Origin of the sequence: Mariniflexile fucanivorans, assembly GCF_004341235.1 — a bacterium.
GTDB lineage: Bacteria > Bacteroidota > Bacteroidia > Flavobacteriales > Flavobacteriaceae > Mariniflexile > Mariniflexile fucanivorans.
The window spans coordinates 260,909-284,422 of sequence record NZ_SLUP01000003.1 but is presented as its reverse complement, the minus strand read 5'-3'; the positions used below and the strand labels follow the sequence as shown (position 1 = coordinate 284,422).

The window sequence follows — 23,514 nt, the reverse complement described above, 5'->3', positions numbered from 1 at the left end:
ACACTAATTTCTATTCAAATAAATAATCATTTTTCAAATGAAAGTTTTCTTTCTGTTATTGGTTAATTAAATGATAATCAATATTTTATAAAATTTTTTATTAGATTCATTACTGAAATAAGAAAGAATTATACCGATTACAGTAAGTGTTTTTATTAGTTTTTTGGTTCTTTTGTTAACACAATTAAACTAAAAACCAATTAAACTATTATGAAAAATTTTAAACTAAACAAGTTTTTGTTTTTGCTAATTATTTTACAAGGAGTTTTTGCTTTTTCTCAAGAAAAACAAATTACAGGAAAAATAATAGATGAAGCAAGTATGCCTATTCCCGGAGCTACGGTTCTTGTAAAAGGAACTTCCGTTGGGACAACCACCGATTTTGATGGAAAATACCAGCTTAAAGTTCCAAGTAATTCCAATATTCTAAAATTTTCTTACATTGGATATGAAACTATTGAAGTAGCCATTGGAAACCAAACAACCATTAATATTACTTTAAAAGAAAGCGCAGCACAACTTGATGAAATTCTAATTACCGGTTTTAGAGGTGCTGAGCAAAGGGCCATTGCTTTTAAAAGAGAGGCAATGAGTGTTGTAGAAGCTATAACCCCGGAAGATATTGGTAACTATTCCGATGAAAATATAGCCGATGCGTTGCAACGGGTTCCTGGGCTTCAGGTTGAGCGCGACGATTCTGGTAATGGTGGTGGAGATCGCGTTTCTGTTAGGGGTGTTGGTCCGCAGTTCGTTAATATATCAGTTAATGGAAGAACACCACTTTCGGCAGGTTCTGAAGGTATAGACCAATTAAGACAATTTAATTTAGATGTACTGCCAACCGAAGTTGTACAAGGTGCGGTTGTTTACAAATCATCTGAGGCACACCTTATCGAACCTGGTTTAGGTGGAGCAGTAGATTTTCAAACTATAAAACCACTTTCATTGCGCTATAAAGATGGTAGTAATTCTTTTGCTGTTGTGAATATTCGTGGAGATTATAACGATTTTGGCGATAATCAAGCGTTAAAACCACGTCTAAGCGGATTACTTGGTTTAAGATCAGACGATAATAAATTTGGTATTGTACTTTCGGCCATAACCAGTAGTGCAAATCGTGCTTTCGACTCTTATAATATGGGGTATATTTCAAGAAATATAAGAGAAAATACGGCTGATGGTATAGTTACACATACAGGGGTTTTATCACCAAATTTAACCAGATTTAATCCCGTTCGTAATTCAGTGGATAGAGTTGGTATTTCAACAGCTATGCAATTTAAAATGGGAGAGCACTGGGAAGCTAATGCAGATTTTTTATTTACTGAGTTTAACAACTATTCTACTCGTAATCAATTCAGATTGTTTCCACAATTAGAAACCAATAATACCTTATTCCCAAGTGCCGATTTAAATATTGATGAAGATAATGTATTAAGAGGTTTTAATACTACGAGCTCTAATAATCCAATATCTAGAACAGCCATTGTGCCAACTCAATATGATAATCTTCAGTCTAGTTACATGGCAGGGTTTAATTTAAAATGGGAGAATAATGGATGGAAAATAGCCACTGATTACTCGCTTTCAAATATCGATTTTGACCAAAGATTAACGTTCTCACAAACTTTTATAAACGTCCCTTGGATGAGTTTTGATTTAACAGGTGATTATGGTGTTTTTGGATTCGACCAAGCTGAAGTGACAAATTTTGATAATGCTGTTGTACAAGATTATGCTTTCCTAAGAGACATCATGTTTAAAGGGGAGAATCATGCCATTCGTCTTGATATTGAAAAAGAATTAAGCGCGAACGCAAAAGTAAAATTAGGAGGTCGTTACAGCTCTACTGAATTAGATAGTAGACAAGCTCAATTAGCTGGTGCTGGGCAACCTTGGAGTGCTGATTATTTAGATGAAGAATCATATTTTAATACGTATGTTACAGGTACTCTTGATCCAGCTTTTGCTGAAGGTAGAAATATTGGTGGCAATCGTTGGTTAACGGTTGATCAAGCCTTAATACGTGCTAACAATCCAGCCGTATTTAATAGAACTGCTGGTTCTTCGTTTGAAGGTGATTTATTTAACGTTACCGATGGAGAACTTCCGTTACTTACAGCTAATTCTTGGACTTTAGAGGAAAACACCACAGCGCTTTATGGCCAGTTAGATTTCAAATCGGAATTTATGGGCGTGCCTGTTTCAGGTAATATAGGAGTAAGAGGTGTAAAATGGGAAGTTGAGGGTCGAGCATTCTCTACTATTACTATAGCTGCCAACGTAGATGACGACACAGGCGCAACATCATACGCAGGTGTGCCAACTACAGCAGCTTCAAGTAGATGGGATGTGATGCCTTCGTTAAATTTAACGCTTGCATTGAAAGATAATTTCAACCTACGTTTGTCTGCTGTTAATACGGTTTCTAGACCTGATTATTTAGATTTACGACCAACCAATACCGTTCGTTTTATCGATCCAAATTCTGAAAATGCTGGTATAAATGGTACAGCAACCTTATCAAACCCTAACTTGCAACCATTTAGTAGCTGGCAATTTGATGCTACTGGAGAGTGGTATAACAAAGCAGGTGGTGCTTTTGTTTTAAGTGGTTTTTATAAACTTATTGATGACTTTATTATTAGTGAAACGACATTCGATTCTAAATTATCGGATTATGGTGATATTAATTTTGACACTACAGGAGTAACCGATGAAGTTCTTGATGGACAAATATTAAATGTTACTAGTCCTGTGAATTTTACAGGTGTTAATTTATACGGATTTGAAGTTGGTTTTAGACAGCCTTTAGGTTTTATTAGCGATACTTTCAAAAGCTTTGGTGTACAGGCAAATTACACCTATGTTGATAGTAAATTTGATGAAGAAATCAACTCGGTTGACAATAGTTTCCCTGGTTCTTCAAAACATAATTTTAATTCTGTTTTATATTACGATGGTAAACTTTTCGGGGTTCGTGTAGCATACAATACCCGTAGTAGCTTCCTTAGAAACATAGGTGGCGGAAGCGATATCAGATCAAATATTACTTATACTGATGGTTTTGATAGACTTGATGTACGTGCAAACCTGGAAGTTACTAAAGATTTGCAATTATCAGTAAGTGCTCAGAATCTTACAGCTAGCGATAGACGTGATTATATAAATAACGATCCAACATTGTTTACACAATTAACAAGACAAGGTGCGGTTTACACCGTTGGAGCTAGATATAAATTTTAATTTATAAATAAGAGATTGTCTAAAAAGTCTAAAGTATTCTTTTGTCAGGTTGAGCTTGTCGAAACCTATGGTTGATTATCATTAAGTTGACATATTTCGACAGGCTCAATATGACTCAGGAATTTACTTTTTAGACAGCATCTTTTATTGTTTATCAACGGCATTATCAATAAAAAATTAATATCGACAGATGAAATATTTCACAATCAGTTGTTTAATGATGCTTTTAAGCTCATCATTTGTGTATTCCCAAGAAAAAGACACTGGAACAAAAAAAGAGCAAAATATGGATGACATGTGGGGAGCTAAAGATGTTTCTCTACAAACTCTTAAAGAAGGAAAAGCTAAATTGTTCGATGAGGGTAATTTTGGAATGTTCATTCATTGGGGCTTATACTCAAAATTGGCTGGTGTATGGAATGGTAAAACATATTATGGCATTGGAGAATGGATTATGAATCCTAGAGTTGCCGATATTCCACCAAAAGAATACATGAAAATTGCCAACGATTTTAACCCACAAAATTTCGATGCAAAAAAAATAGCGCAATTAGCTAAAGATGCGGGAATGAAATACATCATCATAACCAGTAAACATCACGAAGGTTTTGCCATGTTTGATTCTAAAGTAAGTGATTTCAATATTGTAGATGCGACACCTTTTGGTAGAGATCCTATGAAAGAATTATCTGCCGCATGTCATGAATTAGGTTTAGGTTTTGGTTTTTATTATTCTCACAATCAAGATTGGACCTATCCAGGAGCAACAGGTGGACCATTGACGGATGATAAAGGAAAAGAAGCAAGTTTTAAAGATTATTTCTACAAAAAATGTAAACCACAAGTTAAAGAAATATGCACTAATTATGGTGATTTAGATTTCGTATGGTTTGATACGCCTGGAGACATGAAAAAAGAATACGTTGTAGAACTAGCCAATATGGTTAGAAAGCTACAACCAAATGCCATGATGAGTAGTAGAGTAGGTCATGGCATGGGCGATTATTCTAGTAATGGCGATATGGAAGTGCCTACTAAAAATATTGAAGGTCTTTGGGAAACTTGCGATACGAATAACGATTCTTGGTCGTATGCATGGTACGATAACAATTTTAAAAGTCCGAAAGAAATATTAAATCGGCTTATCTCAACAGTTGGCAGGGGCGGCACTTATTTATTTAATGTTGGGCCTAATTCTGATGGCGCTATACCTGAAATTGGCGTAAAATTTTTAAAAGAAGTAGGAGATTGGATTAAAAAATATCCACAAGTAATTTATGATGCGGGAAGTTCACCTTGGCAACATGCTTTGCCTTGGGGCGATGTAACTACAAAAGAAAATTCATTGTTTTTTTCTGTTTTCGATTGGCCATTAGATGGGAAATTATATTTACCTGGTTTAGAAATAAAAATACTATCAGCTTCATTGTTAAGTGAAAACGGTTCCAAAGAAATTGCTTTTTCAAAGAAGAATGATTGGACCATTTTTGAATTACCCTTCAGACCTTCAGAATCACCTGTATCGGTTATAGAAGTGAAATTAGAAACTAAAGTTGAAAATGTAAAAGTAGATACCACTTTAGGCGTTTATCCTAACATAGAAAGTCTTTTACGAGTTGAATTTTCAGAAGTTAGTGATGCGGTTGAAAGTGAAGTGAAATGGATGGAAAAATTTGGTGAGTGGAAGCACGTTAACCAAGTGAGCGAATGGAATGATAACAGTAAAGTCACTTGGACCGTAAATGTACAAGAAGCAGGATATTACTATTTAGATTTAAATTATAAAGGTGAAGGTCGTTTGGTCTGGAAAACGGTAACAGATGAAGGCATCATCGTGCAAAACCAGCAAGCAGCTACCGAAAAATATCAATATTATAATATGGGTATTTTGGAATTTAAAACTCCAGGTAAACACACAATCACAGTTTCTTTAGTAGAAGGCGATACTAAAACTTCTAGTTTAAAAGCTGTTTTAATTAAACCTATTAATTAATTTTTTAAAGGCAAATTAAATTAAGATGACTTAAAATAACCTCAAAAAAAGTTAAATTATAACAAAAGTTGGGCTATTAGAGCAAAATAAAAGAAAATGATTTGGATACTTTAGTCCAGATTTTTATAACACATATACATCATGAAAATTATTAAATTAATTACAATCTGTTTAATTGTAATGGCATCTTTTCAAAGTTGCAAAAACGAATCCAAAATAGCGAAAGAAAGCACTAATACCGTTTCAAAAAAACAACCCAACATCATTTTTATTTTTGCCGATGATTGGGGCTATGGCGATTTGGGAATCCACGGCAGTACTTTCTGTAAAACCCCCAATTTAGATACCATGGCTGCTGAAGGTATCGATTTTCAAAATTTTTCTGTGGTTAATCCCGTTTGTTCTCCAAGTAGGGTTGGGGTAGAAACTGGGCAATTTCCGGCGAGACAAAGTGTACACGGACATTTTGCGTCTGTAGAATCTCATTCAAAAAGAAACATGCCAGATTGGTTAGATCCAAAGGCACCTATGTTGCCTCGTATGTTAAAAAATGCTGGTTATGCAACAGCCCATTTTGGAAAATGGCATCTTACAAACACGCATGTGGAAGATGCACCTTCTCCTCTGGAATATGGCTATGATGAATATGGCGCATTTAATATCGCAGGTAGACTGCATCAAATGCAAGCAGATTCTACGCTTTATAAAACGATAGATTTTGTAAAAAGACATAAGGATAAGCCATTTTTCATTAATGCTTGGATCCATGCTACACATACCCCGTTTTATCCGAAGGATGAATACATGAAAAAATATGACCATTTAGATGAGCAACAACAAGTGTATGCCGCTGTGGTAGATGAATACGATGCACGCATTGGTGAATTATTCGCTACTTTAAAAGAACTCGGTATAGACGACAATACGTTGGTGGTATTTTCTTCTGATAATGGACCTGAAATTACAGGAAACAAGAAAGAAATTGACGATAATTCCACGGGTCCAGGCTTGGGCGAATATTACTCTGTAGGTGAAGCGAGTGTACTTAATGGGCGTAAACGCTCCTTGTTCGCAGGTGGGGTACGCATTCCTTTCATTGTGCGTTGGCCAGGTAATGTGCCTAAAGGGTTAGTAGATAAAACAACCGAAATGGCGGCTGTAGATTTATTACCAACATTTTTAGAATTAGCAGGTGCCACATACCCTGAAGGTTACGAGTCCGATGGCGAAAGTATTGTAGCGGCTTTAAAAGGAAAAGCCTATAAAAGAGAAAAACCTATTTATTGGGATTGGCGTTTTTCCAGCGATCGCCCTTATTTCTGGCCAAGTGCTGGAATACAGGAAAATAACTGGAAACTGCTAACCAATAAAAAAATGAATCGTACAGAATTGTATGATATTAGTACGGATTGGGCGGAACAAAAAGATGTATCCTCAGAAAACCCTGAAAAAGTAAAGGCTTTAATGGAGAAACTTGAGGTGTTTCAAAAGTCATTACCCGAAGCGCCACCAGCTAACACGTTTTCAAAAGAAAGAGAAACTTTTTAGTTAGAAATTACTCAATATATAGAACTGGTTTAAACTATTTTGATTGAAGCGAAAAATATCATTTTGCAGCCAATTGGAAAAAGTTTAAATCAGTTTATTGAAATTAGTTTAGGTAAACTAAATTATCATTTTTAAATTTAAGCAATAAAAAATAAATGAAATCTGAGTTAATTTCGGCCATTTTTCAGGAAAATGAAACGCTTAAAATAGATAATAATAAACCAATTAAAACCTAACCTAATTACATACAATATGATGTGTAAATACTTAATGTCAATACTAGTTTCCTTAATTTGCACAATAAATATAATAGCTCAAGAATGGAACAAAAACTGGCCCATTTTAAAAACTTTTGAAGGAAAGTATCTGGATGAGGTAGCTATGCCTTTAGGAGGTATTGGCACGGGAACGGTCTCTATAGGAGGTAAAGGAGATTTACGGGATTGGGAAATAATGAATCGTGGTGCTATCGGGTACCTACCCGCGTTTCGATTGGTTAAACCCACTATTGCCAACGGCCCTTTTTTTGCGCTTTACTATAAAGAACAAAACAAAGATGCGCAAATAAAAGTGCTTGAAGGCCCAGTGGCCGTTAAGGATTATTATGGCGATTGGGGTTCCGAAGCTATTAATTCCGGTTTTCCACGTTTTGAAGAAACTACATTTGCCGCAGCATATCCACTGGCTCAAATCAACTTTAAACATACAGACGTGCCTGTGGATGTTCGTTTAGAATCTTTCAATCCGTTAATTGTTGGTGATGAAGATAAAAGTGGCATCCCTGTTGCAATTCTTCGATATGTGATAACAAATAATACCGATAAACCTATAGAAACGTCTGTAGTAGGTATGGTGCCAAATTATATTGGAGTAGATGGTTGGACAGGTGAACCTAAAGACAATTTTAATGAGTATAGGGAAAACGACAACATCAAAGGTGTCTACATGTACACCAATGGCGTTGATAAAGATGATGTGAATTGGGGAACCATGGCGTTAACAACCACTTCGACTGAAGAAGTAAGTTATCGCACCTCTTGGGCTAAATTAGCTTGGAATTGGACGTTTAGAGAGTTTTATGATGATTTTTTAGCGGATGGAATGTTAACAGATCATCCAGAGTTAGAAAAGAATGATAATGAAATAAAAAGAGGCGAACATGTCGGGGAAGTGTTTGAGGTGAGAAAAGATAAAATAAAGACACCTCCAGCAACATTGGCTGTAAAACAAGTACTCGCTCCTGGCGAATCAAAAGAGGTTACGTTTATGCTGACTTGGCATTTTCCTAATCGAAAAGCTTGGGACATAGGTAAACCGAAAGCTGGTGTAGAACAAGAAAATGTAGGCAACTACTACACAACATTATACGATGATGCTTGGGAGGTGGCTACAGTTACAGCCCGTGACTTTGATGTTTTGGAGAATGAAACGGTTCAGTTCGTTAGTAGTCTGGTTAATAGTGATATACCAACCGTTTTAAAAGAAGCAGGGTTATCTAATTTGAACAATCTAAGAAGTCAAACTGTATTTAGAACGGAAGATGGTTTGCCATTTGGTTGGGAAGGTACAGGAAGCATCCATGGAACAAAAATAGGTACATTGAAAGCTTCCGGTTGGGGTATGGGCACCTGTTCCCATGTTTGGAATTATGAATCTACCACGCCTTTTTTGTTTGGTAATCTTTCCACAAAATTTAGAGAAACAGAATTTTTATATGCGGTTAACGAGGATGGTGCTCAAAGTCATCGTATCGGTCTGCCTCTCAAAGAAAAAGGAACATCTTTTAAACACTGGGCCGCTGATGGGCAAATGGGAACCATCATTAAAGCGTATCGAGATTGGCAGTTATCAGGAGACGATGCAAAGCTTAAAGAACTATGGCCTAACATTAAAAAAGCCATGGAATTTGCTTGGACAGGTATTTGGGATACTAATAAGGATGGTGTGATGGAAGGTCCGCAACATAATACCATGGATATAAGTTATGTGGGTCCTAATCCTCAAATGGCAGCGTGGTATTTAGCAGCATTGAAAGCATCTTCAAAAATGGCTGGACATCTCAATGACAAAAAATTCGAAAAAGAATGTAATACCCTTTATACTAAGGGAAGCGCTTGGATTGACGCCAATATTTTTAACGGCGAGTATTACGAACAACAAATTCCCGAAGGCGCTAATAAAACAGCACAATTGGGCAAGGGGTGTTTGGTAGATCAATTGGTGGGTCAGTATTTAGCACATACCGCAGATTTAGGATATGTTTTAGATAAGAATAATGTACAGACCACGTTAAAAAGTGTTATGAAATATAATTTGGTAACTGATTTCAATGAGCATCTCAATACGTTTAGAAGTTTTGCGCTAGGTAATGAAAAAGGACTTATAATGTCTTCTTACCCAAAAGGGGAATTACTGGATGAACCATTTCCGTATTACACAGAAGTTATGACAGGATTTGAATATAGCACAGGAGCGCATATGATTTATGAAGGACAGGTTGAAAATGGACTAGAAGTTTTCAAAAACGTCCGTGATAGATATGATGGATTTAAAAGAAACCCCTTTAACGAAGGAGAATTTGGTCATAGATATGCCAGAGCCATGGCTGCATGGGCGGGCATACCTGCTTACACCGGGTTTCACTATTCCGCCGTTGATAAAACCATGAAATTCAATGCAAAAGATGGTAAGTATTTTTGGTCTAATGGATATCAATATGGAACAGTAGAGATAAGTGGTTCAAATGATGAAAAAACGATCATCTTAACAAGTAAAAATGGTGCGTTAAATTTGAAATCTTTCACCCTAAATGACTATGGCATAATTAATTTTAAAAAAGTTAAAACATTCAACAAAGGAGAAAAAGTGAAATTTATTATTGTTAAGAGTTGAAAATCGGAAAAAGAATGGATTTAGATTCAATAATTAAAAAAACTGAAACACTTGTGAATAATTCAAGCTATTTAACTTTTTTGATTATATGTTTTTGCTTCTTTTCAGGATATTCACAAAAACCAAAACAAACAGATAGACCACCTAATTTCATCATCATTTTTACAGACGATCAAGGCTATGCCGATTTAAGTTGTTTTGGAGGTACGCATGTAAAAACACCAAGAATTGATCAAATGGCTGCCGAAGGAGCTAAGTTAACCAGTTTTTATGTGGCAGCACCACTTTGCACGCCTTCTCGTGCGGCGTTAATGACCGGAAGTTATCCAAAAAGAGTAGGTTTAGCTACAGGAACTAATTTTCCAGTTTTGCTGGCTGCAGATCCTAAAGGACTTAATCCTGAGGAAATCACGATAGCAGAAGTTTTAAAAAGTGTAGGATATAAAACCGGCATGTTCGGGAAATGGCATTTGGGTGACCAACTTGAATTTCTACCTACCCGACAAGGATTTGATGAGTTTTTCGGAATTCCATACAGTCATGATATTCATCCATTTCATCAACAACAAAAAAAATACAATTTTCCATCGTTACCATTACTTGATGGCGAAATGGTTGTAGAAATGGATCCCAATGCAGATTTTTTAAACAAACGCATCACCGAACGTGCTGTTAGTTTTATTGAAAAAAATAAAGATGAACCGTTCTTTGTTTACCTGCCTCATACAAGTCCGCACAGACCGTTATTGGCTTCTCCAGAGTTTATGAAAAATGCTCCAAAAGAAGTAAAAGAGTCATTGAAAAATGAAGTAGGTGTTGATTACAAAACCAGAGATAAAATTTACCCGCAAACTATTAGTGAAATAGACTGGTCGGTTGGCCAAATATTAGATGCGTTAAAAGCAAATGGATTAGATGAAAATACATGTGTCATTTTCACTTCAGATAATGGACCAACAATAGGAAGTGCAGCCCCATTAAAAGGGAAAAAGGGGAGTACGTTTGAAGGAGGTATGCGTATGCCAACTGTAGTGCGATGGCCAAATAAAATTCTTGCGGGCTCAGTAAACAATGAACTTTTAACAACCATGGATTTATTACCAACTTTTGCAAAATTGGCTAAGGCGGAAGTTCCAATAGATCGAATTATAGATGGAAAAGATATTTTTTCGGTTTTACAAGGTAAAAGCATAAGTCCTCACGACAAGTTTTTTTATTATAGTGGAGAAACTTTAGAGGCTGTTAGATCCGGAAAATGGAAACTGCGGATTGCAGGTAAATCTTCACCAGAACTTTATAATTTAGAAAATGATATGAGTGAAAGTAACAACGTTTTAGAGCAATATCCTGATATGGTCTCTAAGCTTAGAATGTATGCTTCAAAATTTGAAAAAGAATTAGAAAAAAATAGCCGTCCGGCAGCATTTATTGAAAACCCAAAACCCTTAGTTAAGTAAAAACATACCAGACCCTACTAGTTTATTTTTTTGCTTTATATTTACTGTTTTAATATTATAATTATTTTTAAACCATCATGAAAAATCAAAAATTCTTAAAAATAACAAAAAATCTACTTGCTGTATTTTTTGCCATTTCACTCTGTAGTTGTTCGCAATTAAATCAATTAGAGCTTAAGTCTCCGAATGGTGAAGTTAGAATTACATTGGAAAGCAAAGAAAAGAATTTGAAATACAACCTTTTTGGAAACAATGCAGATATTATTTCAAATTCAGAAATTTCGATTCTGCAAGGTCTAGAAGTTGAGGTTTTAGAAACTAAAGTAAATAAAGTAAATGAAACATGGCATCCAGTTTGGGGACAGTTTAGTGAAATTAAAGATAATTATAATGAACTGGAAGTATCCTTAAATTACGAAGGCATACCTGCAAAACTTTATGTAAGAACTTATAATGAAGGTGTTGCTTTTCGCTTTAAAGTAGATGAAACCCCGGCAGATATGAAGCCTTCTTTTTTTATGGAGTACGGATTGCCTAATACAAGTAATTTATATTCACCAGCAGGAGAAGGAGAGCCTTTTGGTCCTGTAGCCGTTGCAGATCTAGGCGATTTGGATACCCAAAAGAAAAAATTAAAAATGCCTTTAGTTGTTGAAAACGGAGAAAACCAATTCTTATCACTTTTAGAATCCGATTTAATCAGTGCTTCAGGATTTGATGTTATCAATTTTAAATTTGATACGAATAGCAATAAATTAGTCTCTAAAAATGATTTTGTTTCAGATGAAAAAAGTTTGATAACCCCATGGCGCATCATTCTTATAGAAAATAATATAGGCGATTTATTGACGAATACAGTTCCATTAAATGTAGCAGCTCCTAACCAGATTGAAGATTCATCATGGATTAAACCGGGTAAAACTTTATGGGATTGGAGAGTGCATGGGTATCAAGCAGAAGATGGATTTACCTATGGAATTGATAACGAAAGCTATTACCGTTTTATAGATTTTGCTGCTGAAAATGATATTGAGTATTTCTTAATTGATGACGCTTGGTACACCGCTGTAAAACCGGGATATATAGAAATGTCCGATAAATTAGATTTAGATAAAGTTACCAAATATGCTAAAGAAAAAGGTGTGTCGCTACTTTTATATTACGACAGAAGACAAGGTAATTATGGAGACGAAGCCTTATTTCCATATTACAAATCTCTAGGAATGAAAGGCATTAAATATGGTTTTATGGGCTCCGATGTACCCTTTACAAGAGATGCCATCCGAATGAGTGCAGAAAGTAATTTGTTGATAGATTTCCATGATGGTCCTGTACCATTTACAGGGGTGTCTAGAACATATCCCAATGCTATTGCAAAAGAATTTTGCCATGCACAACAAGATTCAAGACGTGCATTTACCCCAAAAACCTTTATAAGAATGGCACTTATAAACGCTATTCAAGGACCTTTGGATATGAACAACGGTATTTTTGATATCACAGGAGTCAATGCTGGTAAACGAGAAAAAGGCCCCAGAAAATTAAATTCTTTACAAACGACATCCGTTGCAGAGGCAGCAAGAACTTTAATAATATTTAGTGGTTTGGTTTGTATTCCAGATGCGCCAGAAGCCTATGCGGCCAAACAAGATTTATTTGAGTTTATTCAAGAAATGCCCGTTGGTAAATGGGATGAAAGCAACGTGTTGCATTCTAAAATGGATACATACCTTTCCACAGCAAGAAGGCATGGGGACGCGTGGTTTATTGGCTCTGTTCATGTTGAAGGTGGAACTTTAGATATTTCTTTAGACTTTCTAAAAGAGAATCAAAACTACATCATCACGTATTATGAAGACACGGAAGAAACAGACAGTAAAACAAATCCTGAAGCTTACCAAGTACGAATAGCCACCGTGAAAAAGGGTGATATAGTAAAAGCTAAAATGGTAGCAGGTGGAGGCCATTGTATGTGGATTAGACCTGAATAAAATTGAAAATAGTCATATGAAAAAAACAGCATTTATTTTTGCATTTATAGCCCTCTTATTGGTATCATGCAAAACCAAAAATCAAATTTCTGAAGTAACCAAGCCTAACATTCTTTTTATTGTGGTTGATGATTTAGGCTATGAAGATTTAAGCGTCATGGGAAGCAAATATTATGAAACACCCAACATTGATGCTTTGGCGAAATCAAGTAATATTTTTACCAATGGTTATGCTACGTGTGCAGTTTGCAGTCCTTCGAGAGCCAGTTTGCTGAATGGTCAATTTACCGCCAGACATGGTATTACCCAATTTGAAGGGGCACCCACAGGTCTGGAGTGGAAAAAAAAGAACCGATATACCAAATTACTACCGCCAGATTATAAACATCATTTAGACCAAAACGATGTGACTTTGCCAGAAGTGCTAAAGGAGAATGGTTACGCTACTTTTTTTGCTGGAAAATGGCATTTAGGAAGTGCGGCAGAAAACTCTTTACCAACCGATCATGGTTTTGATATCAACCAAGGCGGTTACGAAAAAGGAGGCCCTTATAGCGGCGGTTATTTTTCACCTTTCAATAATCCAAATATGAAAGATTATCCAGAAGAAAGAGGCATGTCACTTTCAATGAAATTAGCCAAAGAAACTTCAAAATTCATTGAAAAAAATAAAGACACCACATTTTTGGCGTATTTATCTTTTTACGCAGTGCATGCACCCATTCAAACTACTAAAGAAAAATGGAAAAAGTATAGAGACAAAGCAAAAAAAATGGGCATTGCTGAAAAAGGTTTTGAAATGGAACACGAATTACCAGTTAGAAAACACCAAGATAACCCTGTTTATGCTGGTTTAATTGAGCAAGTGGATGAAGCCATAGGAAGCGTAATGCAAACGCTGAAAAAAAACGGGTTGGATAAAAATACGATTATCATTTTTACTTCAGATAATGGAGGCGTAACCTCTGGCGATGATTTCTCTACCAATCAGCTTTCACTTAGAGGTGGAAAAGGCTATCAATGGGAGGGCGGACTGCGTGTGCCATATTTTATTTATGTACCATGGATGCATCAAGAAGGTGCTAAAATAAATGAAATGGTATCTGGTGCCGATTTATTTCCTACGCTTTTGGATTTAGCCAATATTCCTTTAAGACCTCAAAATCACGCAGACGGAGTCAGTTTAAAACCGCTTTTAAACGGCGATAAAATTGCAGACAGACCTCTATTTTGGCACTATCCGCATTATGGAAATCAAGGAGGAGAACCTGTGTCTATTATGAGAAAGGATGATTGGAAATTGATTCATTATTGGGAAGATAGTCATATAGAATTGTATGATTTGAGTACAGATTTAGGTGAGGTCAACGATCTATCAGAACAAAATAAAGAGAAAGCTCAAGAATTGAAAGAACAATTAATGGATTGGTTAGAATCCATGCAGACTCAATATGCTGAAGTTGATCCAGATTGGGATGAGGAAGCTTGGAATAAACGTTTGGAAAATAATAAAAACAAACTCATGCCAAGGTTAGAAAACCAAAGAAAACAAATGCTTAGTCCAGATTGGAAACCTAATGAGGATTGGTGGGGAAGTGAAGTTAATTAAACAAACTAAATAAAAATCGAATGAAGATTAAATATAAAGCAACCTATACCTATTTACCAGTTACCATAATGGCAATATTGTTATTGTATGCTTGTGGAAACAAAATCTCTAAAAAAACAGAAAATAAGGAAGAAATTGTAAATGAAACAAAAAAAACAGAACCCGTAAATTTTTCATATTCAGAGGTGACTGGAATAGGAATGGATCCTAAGTACAATAGAAGAGATCCAAGTGATATTATTAAGGTTGGAAACAAGTATTATATCTGGTATACGCGTATGGATAAACCTATAAGATCGGGGTATTGGGGAACTATTTGGTATGCTACATCTGAAGATGAGGGACACACATGGAAAGAACAAGGTATGGCTCTGGGTTTAGGTGCTGAGGGCGCATTTGATAACCACTCTGTTTTTACGCCAAACATCTTAGTTTACAAGGGTAAATATTATATGTATTACACAGGGGTTCAACCTACGCCTGGGAATCCTGATAAGAAATTTGAAGGCAACAGCACAACCGATTTTACAGGCATTGGTGTTGCGGTGGCAGATAGTCCTGATGGTCTGTTTAAAAGATTACCAAACAATCTTGTTATTCCTCATAGCGAAGTTCCTTCAGATTTTGATAGTTACCGAGTAGATGATGCTAGTTTACTCGTTCGTGATGGCAAAATATGGTTATACTACAAAGGAAGATGCATAGAACATGGAAAAGAAGGTCCAAAACGTACACAAATGGGAGTCGCTATGGCGAGTCAACCAGAAGGCCCTTTTCAAAAATATTCAAAACCTTTAATAGAAAAAGGACACGAAGTGCTGATTTGGAATCAAAACGGAGGCGTTGCATCGCTTGCATCTTTAAGTAAATCCATTCATTGGGCTAAAGATGGCTTGGATTTTACACCTCTTGAAGAAAACTTAACCACCATTCCTATGGCTCCAGGTTTGTACAGACCACATTTAGAAAATGGAAATAAAGCCAGTAAAATTCCTGGTTGGGGTATTTCTATGATGCAAAGTGATGGAGAGGCGCATTTGCTTCGGTATGAAATAAATAACATCGCATTTTAACATGAAGAGTTTAACAAAGTTTTACGCATTAGTAATATTAATATGCGCATTTGTTCACACAGGTGCGCAGCAAAAAAACACATGGCCAATACTTAAAACATACGACCAAAATCACATAGACCGAATTGCTATGCCTGTTGGAGGTATAGGAACGGGAACTATATCATTAAGTGGGTATGGTGCATTAATAGATTGGGAAATTATGAGTCGCCCAGCCAAAGGATACAATCCAATATATACAGGAGTAGAAGTCATAAATCGTGCGCCATTTTTTTCCATTTATTTAAAAGAAGAAGGCAAAGAGGCACAAGCACTAATTTTGGAAGGACCGGTACCGACTCGATTTGACGAAGGTTATTATGGATCGAAAGCTCCAAACCATGGTCTTCCACGTTTTGAAGAGGCCACTTTTCAAACGGCTTATCCTTTTGGACAGGTTTTATTAAGCGATAAAAATTTACCAGTTGAAGTAACCATGGGGGCATTTAATCCTTTGATACCAGGGAATACAGAAGATAGTAGTCTTCCACTGGCGGTAGTGAGTTATAAAGTAAAAAATACAACCAACAAGCCTATTAACATTTCTTTAGCGGGTAATATTCCTAATTTTATTGGGTTTGATGGTAAAGAAGGAAAAGCCTATGAAAGCACAAATATTTATAAGGAAGAAAACGGCTTAAAGGGAATTCATTTCACTCCTAACAAGGAAATTGAGACAGAAAGTGCACAATGGGGTACGTTTAGTTTATTGACCAATAGTGATGCTGAAGTATCATATAGAACCGCATGGGAGCCTGGAGAATGGGGAAATAGTACACTAGAGTTTTGGGATGATTATACCGATGATGGACTGTTAGAAGAAAGAACCTCTAAACAAAAAAACAATATGGGATCTTTAGCAGTTAAAACAACTTTGGCTCCAAATGAAGAAAAAGAGATTCGCTTTTTTATTACTTGGAGTTTCCCAAATCGTCCAGCATGGGGTAATAATGAATATAATGTTGGTAATTACTATGCTACGCAGTATAAAGATTCATGGGAAGTAGCGCAGAAAAATGTAGCTAGAATTCCTGAATTGGAAAAACAAACCAAAACCTTTGTCGATGCTTTTATTAATAGTGATTTTCCTGATGTAGTAAAGGAAGCGGCATTATTTAATTTAGCTCATTTTAGAACACAATTGGCTTTTAAAACCAAATCAGGTTATTATTTAGGTTGGGAAGGCATTAAAGATAATGAGGGAAGTGGTGATGGAAGCTGCACCCATGTATGGAATTACGAACAAACAATTCCTTTCTTATTTGGCGATGTTGCACAAAATATGCGTGAAGTGGAGTTTGGTTTTGCCACGAATAATGAAGGTTTAATGTCGTATCGTATTCATTTACCATTAGAAACAAAAGCAACTAATTTTGGTTTGGCTGCAGCAGACGGACAAATGGGTAGTATAATGAAATACTATAGAGAATGGCAACTTTCGGGCGATGAAGCCTTTCTGAAGAAAAATTGGTCACACGTAAAAAAAGCGATGGAATTCTGCTGGATTCCAAACGGATGGGATGCCAATAAAGATGGGGTTATGGAAGGAAGTCAGCATAATACCATGGATGTAGAATATTATGGGCCTAATCCGCAAATGAGCTTTTGGTATCTTGGAGCATTACGAGCAACAGAAGAAATGGCTAATTATTTAGGCGATAAAAAGTTTGCGAACACTTGTTCTTCGTTATACGAAAACGGTTCAAAATGGATAGATGAAAATCTTTTTAATGGCGAATATTATATACAGAAAATAGTACCTCCTATGTCCATAGATAATATTGCAACAGGTCTTATCCGCGTAAAAAGACGATTGGTTGCAGACGATCCTCAATATCAGTTAGGTGAAGGAGTTCTTGTCGATCAGTTGGTAGGGCAGGTGATGGCGCATATTCTAGATTTGGGTTATCTTGCCAATAAAGAAAATATCAAGAAAACAAACGAGGCCATTCTAAAATATAATTACCGTGAAAATTTAGTAAAACATCCTAACTTTATGCGTTCGTACGCTTATAAGGACGAATCTGCCTTATTGATGGCAGCTTATCCTGGTACAAGACCTAAACAGCCATTCCCATATTTTACAGAGGTGATGACGGGTTTTGAGCATACAGCAGCCGTGAGCATGTTGTATGAAGGTCAGGAAAAAGAAGGCTTAAAAACCATTCAAGATATCCGTGATCGCTACGATGGTAAAAAAAGAAATCCTTTCGATGAAGCAGAATTTGGGCATCATTACGCCCGAAGTATGATGGCATGGGCAGGGGTTTTAGCAAGCTCAGGTTTTCATTATTCAGGTGTAGAAAAATCGATGGCATTTACCTCTAATCCAGGAACATATTTTTGGAGCAATGGTTATAGTTGGGGAACTTGCGAAGTGAAGAATAAAGAAGCAGTTTTAACGGTGCTTTTTGGTGAATTGAAATTGGATAGTTTTTCTTTAGAAGGTGTAGGAACAAAAAAATTAAAAGGAAAATTAATAGATAGTTCTAAAACATTGAATATTAAATTATGAAAACAAAATTGTATTTTTTAATATCACTATGTTTAATAGGTTCTCAATCTTTTAGCCAAAAAAAGACCAATAGTAAACCCAATTTCGTTATCATTTTTACGGACGATCAAGGTTACGGAGATTTGAGTTGTTTTGGTGGTGAGCACGTCTATACGCCAAATATTGATAAAATGGCAAAAGAAGGTGCCAAACTTACAAGTTTTTATGTGGCTGCACCGTTATGTACACCATCACGAGCAGCATTGATGACAGGCTGTTATCCAAGACGTGTAAGTATGGAGCCTCCTTCGAGTTTAGCAGTTGAATTACCAAATATAACCAATGGAAGAAGATTTCCTGTTTGCTTAGCAGCTGATGGTAATGGTTTGAACCCTGATGAAATAACCATTGCCGAAATTGCTCAATCTATGGGTTACAGAACAGGGATATTTGGAAAGTGGCATTTGGGAGATCAGCCAGAATTTTTACCTACCAAACAAGGTTTTGAAGCGTTTTTTGGTTTGCCTTACAGTCACGATATCGCTCCTAGCCATCCTAGACAAGATCTTTTTAAATTTCCGCCACTTCCGCTTTTAGAAGGAGAAAAGGTGATAGAAATGAATCCAGATCCTAATTATTTAACAAGAAGGATTACCGAAAAAGCTGTAAAGTTTATCAAAGATCACAAGGATGAAAACTTTTTTCTATACGTGCCACATCCAATTCCTCATGGACCATTGGCTGCATCTTCAGAGATTAAAGAGAAATATGCCCAAGAATTAGCAAAAGGAAAAAAAGGGTCGCCAGAACTATATTCAACCGCTATTTATGAGATTGATTGGTCGGTAGGAGAAATTCTTTCAGCTTTAAAGGAACAAGATATTGATGAAAATACGATTGTTTTATTTACAAGCGATAATGGACCTGCTGGAAGAAATGGTTCTGCAAAACCATTATCAGGACATAAAGGACAGACTTTAGAAGGAGGCATGCGCATGCCAACAGTAATTCGCTGGACAAGGAAAATTAAGGCAGGCATTGAAATTGACCAATTGCTTACGACTATGGATTTGCTACCTACCATAGCCAATTTAATTGGAGCAAAAATACCAAAAGATCGCATCATCGATGGAAAGAATATATTACCTGTACTTTTGGAAGGAGCTAAAAGTCCGCACGAATACTTTTTTTATTCCCATTGGGGAACTTTAGAAGCGGTTAGATGGAAATATTGGAAATTGAGAATCATAGACGGAAATGAATCGCTTTATAATTTAAAGATAGACATTGCAGAGAAAAAAAATCTCAAAAACCAATATCCTGATATTGTTGTCCAACTGAAAAATGCGATGCAAAAGTTTGATTCAGAAGTCACAAAAAACGCGCGTCCAGTAGGACATGTTGAAAACCCTATTGCACTTACTCTAAAATAAGATTAAAATGAAACAGTTATTATTTATTTTTTTGTCATTTTCAATAATGACGGCACAATCTCAAAAAACAAATCAAAGTCAAAACCCAAATATTATCTATATTCTGGCAGACGATTTGGGTTATGGTGATGTAAAATGTTTTAATCCAAATGGGAAAATACCAACACCCAATATGGATAATATGGCCGAAAATGGCATCAAATTTACCGATGCCCATACATCCTCAGCCGTATGTACTCCAACGCGTTATGGTATATTAACAGGAAGGTATAATTGGAGAACACCTTTAAAAAGTGGCGTGCTAAGTGGTTATTCAAAATCACTCATAACTCAAGAGTGTACTACTGTCGCTGAAATATTGAAAAGCCAAGGATATAGTACGGCATATATTGGTAAATGGCATTTGGGATGGGATTGGGAAATTCAGAAAGAAGATACAAAACTAGAACGTGATAATCTGAATGCAAAACCCACAGTAGATTTTACTTTACCTATAAAAAACGGACCCTCAACTCATGGTTTCGATTATTCTTTCGGTTTTTGTGGTTCGCTTGATATGGCGCCCTATGTGTATGTAGAGAATGATAAATCTACTATGGTGCCAACCAAAACAACCGTTTCAGTTGATGAGAAAGGCATTTGGAGACCAGGACTTACTTCGGATGATTTTAGTCATGCAAACGTATTACAGGATTTAACAGATAAGGCTGTTGATTATATAGGTAAAAAAGCGCATGGAAGATCGCCTTTCTTTTTATATTTTCCTTTGCCAGCTCCTCATACACCTATTTTGCCAACAACCGAGTTTTTAGGTAAAAGTAATACCAACATGTATGGCGATTTTGTAATGCAGGTTGACGATGTAGTGCGCCAAATTAGGGAAGCGCTTAGAAAACAAGGTATTTCAGAAAACACATTATTGGTTTTTACTAGTGATAATGGGTGCTCACCAAAAGCTGATTTTGAAGAACTCGCCAAAGTAGAGCATAATCCGAGTTATACTTTTAGAGGAACAAAAGCCGATATTTTTGAAGGAGGACATCGCGTTCCTTTTATTGTAGAATGGCCAAAAATGGGATTGAAAAATACCAGTTCAGATAAAATTATTTGTACAACAGATTTTTTTGCTACATGTGCCGATTTAGCAGGGCATAGTATGGATGATGCAGAAGGAGTAGATAGTTACAGCATGTTACCATTAATAACAGGAAAGAGTGATTTCGAAATCCGTGAATATACCATTCATCATTCCATAAATGGATCTTTTGCTATAAGAAAAGGGGATTGGAAATTAATTCTTTGTCCAGATTCTGGTGGGTGGAGTTACCCAAAACCAGAGGATATTAAAAAAGAAAAGCTAAAGTTGCCCACTATGCAATTATACAATTTGAAAGCAGATATTGGCGAAACCAATAATTTAGTAGCGGTCTTTCCGGAGAAAGCTGCAGACTTAAAAGCAGCTCTTAAAAAAATCATTTTAGACGGAAGAAGCACACCTGGAAAGATTCAAGAAAATGAAGGTATGGAAGGTTGGAAACAAATTGAATCGATTGTAAAATAACACCTAATGAAATTTTTTCATCAAAATAGAATGAATAATTTACAACATAATATTTCGTTTTTTCTTGTGTTATTTTCACTAATTGTTTGTGGTCAAAACACGTCTAAAAAGGAAGTTCAAGTATTTGATAACATTCCTAAATCTATTGTTTTAGAGGGTTTAACTACCAAAGGAATTTTAAGTTTAAACAAACAGCAACTCATTCCTAATCAAGATGGGATTATCGCCGAAATCAAACTTGAGCTACTTAAATTTAAAAAAGGAATTTATTATCGTCCGTTTTCTTCAAAATTAGCGGCAGGAAATCGCGTTGAGCCTCTTTGGTTCAATACTATTTCAGATTTAGATTCATATAAATTACAACCACCTAGAATGGATGATTTTATGAATCTAGGCGCATTTATGATGCTTCAAAAAGTAAATGGAGATTATTTGGCATTACTTCCCTTGGTTTCAAATCGCATTGGAAACACGTTCAGTATTAGCGAAAACAATATGTATTTAACTATGGCGACTTATGGTACTCAAACAGAAAATGTTTCTGTTCCATTCTTAAGTTATGCGCAATCTAAAGATCCATATGAAGCAGCAAGACAGGTTTGGGAACTTGCTATGGAAATGGATGAAATAAAAGAGAACATTAATTGGAGAGAACAAAAGGAATATCCAGAAGCCTACAAATATTTAGGATGGTGTTCTTGGGAACATTACAAACAAAATATTAATGAAAAAATTATAGTTGATGCCATTCAAGAAATTAAAGAAAGCCCGATTCCTTTTAGATGGGTTTTGGTGGATGATGGGTATTTAGATCATAAAAACGGACAATTATTATCTTTTGGAGTTGATAAAAAGAAGTTCCCAAATGGTTGGAACCCTATCACGAGTCAAAAAGATGATAAAATTAAGTGGATGGGAATTTGGAGAAATTTTAATGGATATATGCAAGGTGTTTCTCCCGAACATACCATGTCGAATTTAGAAGAATATTTAGAGATACAAACTAAATATGATGGAAAAAAACGATTGATGCCTCAAATTTCAGAAGAAGCAGCCAATGCCTTTTACAATGAAATGACCACCAATACTAAAGAGAACGGTTTTAATATGATTAAAGTCGATTTCCAATCAGATAATTTTCGTTATAATACGGGTGCTAGCAATGCCATTTTAGGAGTGCATTATAATAATACTGCTTTAGAAGAAAATTGCAAGGATAAAGATTTACAATTATTGAATTGTATTGCCCAACAAAACTTTAATGTATTTAACCATAAATACAGTGCTTTAATTCGTGGAAGTGTAGATTACAAAACCACCAAAGACCGTTTAGATATTACATTGGTACAAAATTTCGCCAATGCATTTTGGTTAGGACATACACATTGGTTAGATCAAGATATGTTTTACTCAAATTATAAAGAAACAGCACAATTAATGGCTGTAGCTAGAGCCATGTCTGGAGGACCAATTTATTTATCAGATGAACCTAAAAATATTGATAATACCGTTCTAAAACCATTGATTTATGCTGACGGACGAATTTTAGGGACTTTAGCACCAGCAGTTCCTTTACCAGAAAGTTTAATGCAAGATCCTTATTTTGAGGGTAAAGCGTTTAGAGTTATTGCGCCTTTAGAAAATAATACAGCGGCGATTATGGCTGTTAATTTAAAGCAGAATGATGAGGTTGTAACTACTCATATTTCTTTAAAAGATTATCCTTTTGCTGGAGGTATGATTCAACCTTATAAAGGACTTTGGGAGCTTCCTAAACAAGGCGTTTTATTATACGATCATTATGCAGGTTCTGCACAAGTTTTAAAAGAGGATTATCAATTTACACTTGCTTCCAGAAAGGAGCGTCTTTTTCTGTTAAGTCCAATAAAAGAAGGTTGGTCTGTTATAGGAAGACCCGATAAATACATGTCAGCTTCAGCATATAAATTGTTAGAGTTCAATTCAAAAATGGTAAAAATTAAGATGGTGGAAGATGGTCCAATACTGTTGTGGTCTGACGGTAAAATCCCGACTTCGGAAAATATTAAATTTAAAAAACTAGAAAATGGTCTTTGGCACGGCAAATTGATAAAATCAAACACGAATAAAGAATATATAATTACTGGAAAGCGTGATTAAAAATTAAACAAAATTTCAAAACAACTAAACACAAAATTT

At 35.7% G+C, this 23,514-nt stretch carries 12 protein-coding genes; all 12 read left to right on the top strand.

Features of this window, described 5'->3' with window-relative positions:
- Window positions 1-210: 210 nt before the first annotated feature.
- Window positions 211-3,246 carry a TonB-dependent receptor gene (locus tag EV196_RS07855; RefSeq protein ID WP_132217082.1) on the top strand — a complete coding sequence of 1,012 codons (3,036 nt, stop codon included), beginning with the start codon at window positions 211-213 and terminating at the stop codon, window positions 3,244-3,246.
- 190 nt (window positions 3,247-3,436) lie between these two features.
- Window positions 3,437-5,239: an alpha-L-fucosidase gene (locus EV196_RS07850; protein ID WP_132217080.1), complete on the top strand. Its 1,803-nt coding sequence runs from the start codon at window positions 3,437-3,439 to the stop codon at window positions 5,237-5,239.
- Window positions 5,240-5,380: 141 nt separating this feature from the next.
- A complete protein-coding gene (locus EV196_RS07845) occupies window positions 5,381-6,787 on the top strand; it encodes a sulfatase family protein (protein ID WP_207902830.1) in 1,407 nt (468 codons plus the stop codon).
- A gap of 270 nt (window positions 6,788-7,057) precedes the next feature.
- On the top strand, window positions 7,058-9,679 hold the full coding sequence (locus tag EV196_RS07840; protein WP_165876124.1) for a GH116 family glycosyl-hydrolase: 2,622 nt from the start codon (window positions 7,058-7,060) through the stop codon (window positions 9,677-9,679).
- A gap of 14 nt (window positions 9,680-9,693) precedes the next feature.
- Window positions 9,694-11,136 (top strand): sulfatase family protein, encoded by a 1,443-nt coding sequence (locus EV196_RS07835; protein WP_132217076.1) that lies wholly within the window; start codon window positions 9,694-9,696, stop codon window positions 11,134-11,136.
- Between the two features lie 77 nt (window positions 11,137-11,213).
- Window positions 11,214-13,127: a glycoside hydrolase family 97 protein gene (locus tag EV196_RS07830; RefSeq protein WP_132217074.1), complete on the top strand. Its 1,914-nt coding sequence runs from the start codon at window positions 11,214-11,216 to the stop codon at window positions 13,125-13,127.
- Between the two features lie 16 nt (window positions 13,128-13,143).
- Entirely contained in the window at window positions 13,144-14,736 is a 1,593-nt protein-coding gene (locus EV196_RS07825; protein ID WP_132217072.1) for a sulfatase, read from the top strand.
- A gap of 20 nt (window positions 14,737-14,756) precedes the next feature.
- The gene (locus EV196_RS07820) at window positions 14,757-15,809 is read left to right on the top strand and encodes a family 43 glycosylhydrolase (protein ID WP_132217070.1); all 1,053 of its coding nucleotides are present in this window, start codon (window positions 14,757-14,759) and stop codon (window positions 15,807-15,809) included.
- 1 nt (window position 15,810) lies between these two features.
- On the top strand, window positions 15,811-18,363 hold the full coding sequence (locus EV196_RS07815; protein WP_132217068.1) for a GH116 family glycosyl-hydrolase: 2,553 nt from the start codon (window positions 15,811-15,813) through the stop codon (window positions 18,361-18,363).
- On the top strand, window positions 18,360-19,775 hold the full coding sequence (locus EV196_RS07810) for a sulfatase family protein (RefSeq protein WP_132217066.1): 1,416 nt from the start codon (window positions 18,360-18,362) through the stop codon (window positions 19,773-19,775). Before EV196_RS07815 ends, EV196_RS07810 begins: the two co-directional genes overlap by 4 nt.
- A gap of 7 nt (window positions 19,776-19,782) precedes the next feature.
- Entirely contained in the window at window positions 19,783-21,336 is a 1,554-nt protein-coding gene (locus tag EV196_RS07805) for a sulfatase family protein (RefSeq protein ID WP_132217064.1), read from the top strand.
- A gap of 6 nt (window positions 21,337-21,342) precedes the next feature.
- On the top strand, window positions 21,343-23,475 hold the full coding sequence (locus tag EV196_RS07800; RefSeq protein ID WP_132217062.1) for a Sip1-related alpha-galactosidase: 2,133 nt from the start codon (window positions 21,343-21,345) through the stop codon (window positions 23,473-23,475).
- Window positions 23,476-23,514: the final 39 nt, after the last annotated feature.

Bases quoted from the DNA above. Each gene is read 5' to 3' on its own strand.
- EV196_RS07855 (WP_132217082.1), top strand. From the start codon at position 211: ATGAAAAATTTTAAACTAAACAAGTTTTTGTTTTTGCTAATTATTTTA.
- EV196_RS07850 (WP_132217080.1), top strand. From the start codon at position 3,437: ATGAAATATTTCACAATCAGTTGTTTAATGATGCTTTTAAGCTCATCA.
- EV196_RS07845 (WP_207902830.1), top strand. From the start codon at position 5,381: ATGAAAATTATTAAATTAATTACAATCTGTTTAATTGTAATGGCATCT.
- EV196_RS07840 (WP_165876124.1), top strand. From the start codon at position 7,058: ATGTCAATACTAGTTTCCTTAATTTGCACAATAAATATAATAGCTCAA.
- EV196_RS07835 (WP_132217076.1), top strand. From the start codon at position 9,694: ATGGATTTAGATTCAATAATTAAAAAAACTGAAACACTTGTGAATAAT.
- EV196_RS07830 (WP_132217074.1), top strand. From the start codon at position 11,214: ATGAAAAATCAAAAATTCTTAAAAATAACAAAAAATCTACTTGCTGTA.
- EV196_RS07825 (WP_132217072.1), top strand. From the start codon at position 13,144: ATGAAAAAAACAGCATTTATTTTTGCATTTATAGCCCTCTTATTGGTA.
- EV196_RS07820 (WP_132217070.1), top strand. From the start codon at position 14,757: ATGAAGATTAAATATAAAGCAACCTATACCTATTTACCAGTTACCATA.
- EV196_RS07815 (WP_132217068.1), top strand. From the start codon at position 15,811: ATGAAGAGTTTAACAAAGTTTTACGCATTAGTAATATTAATATGCGCA.
- EV196_RS07810 (WP_132217066.1), top strand. From the start codon at position 18,360: ATGAAAACAAAATTGTATTTTTTAATATCACTATGTTTAATAGGTTCT.
- EV196_RS07805 (WP_132217064.1), top strand. From the start codon at position 19,783: ATGAAACAGTTATTATTTATTTTTTTGTCATTTTCAATAATGACGGCA.
- EV196_RS07800 (WP_132217062.1), top strand. From the start codon at position 21,343: ATGAAATTTTTTCATCAAAATAGAATGAATAATTTACAACATAATATT.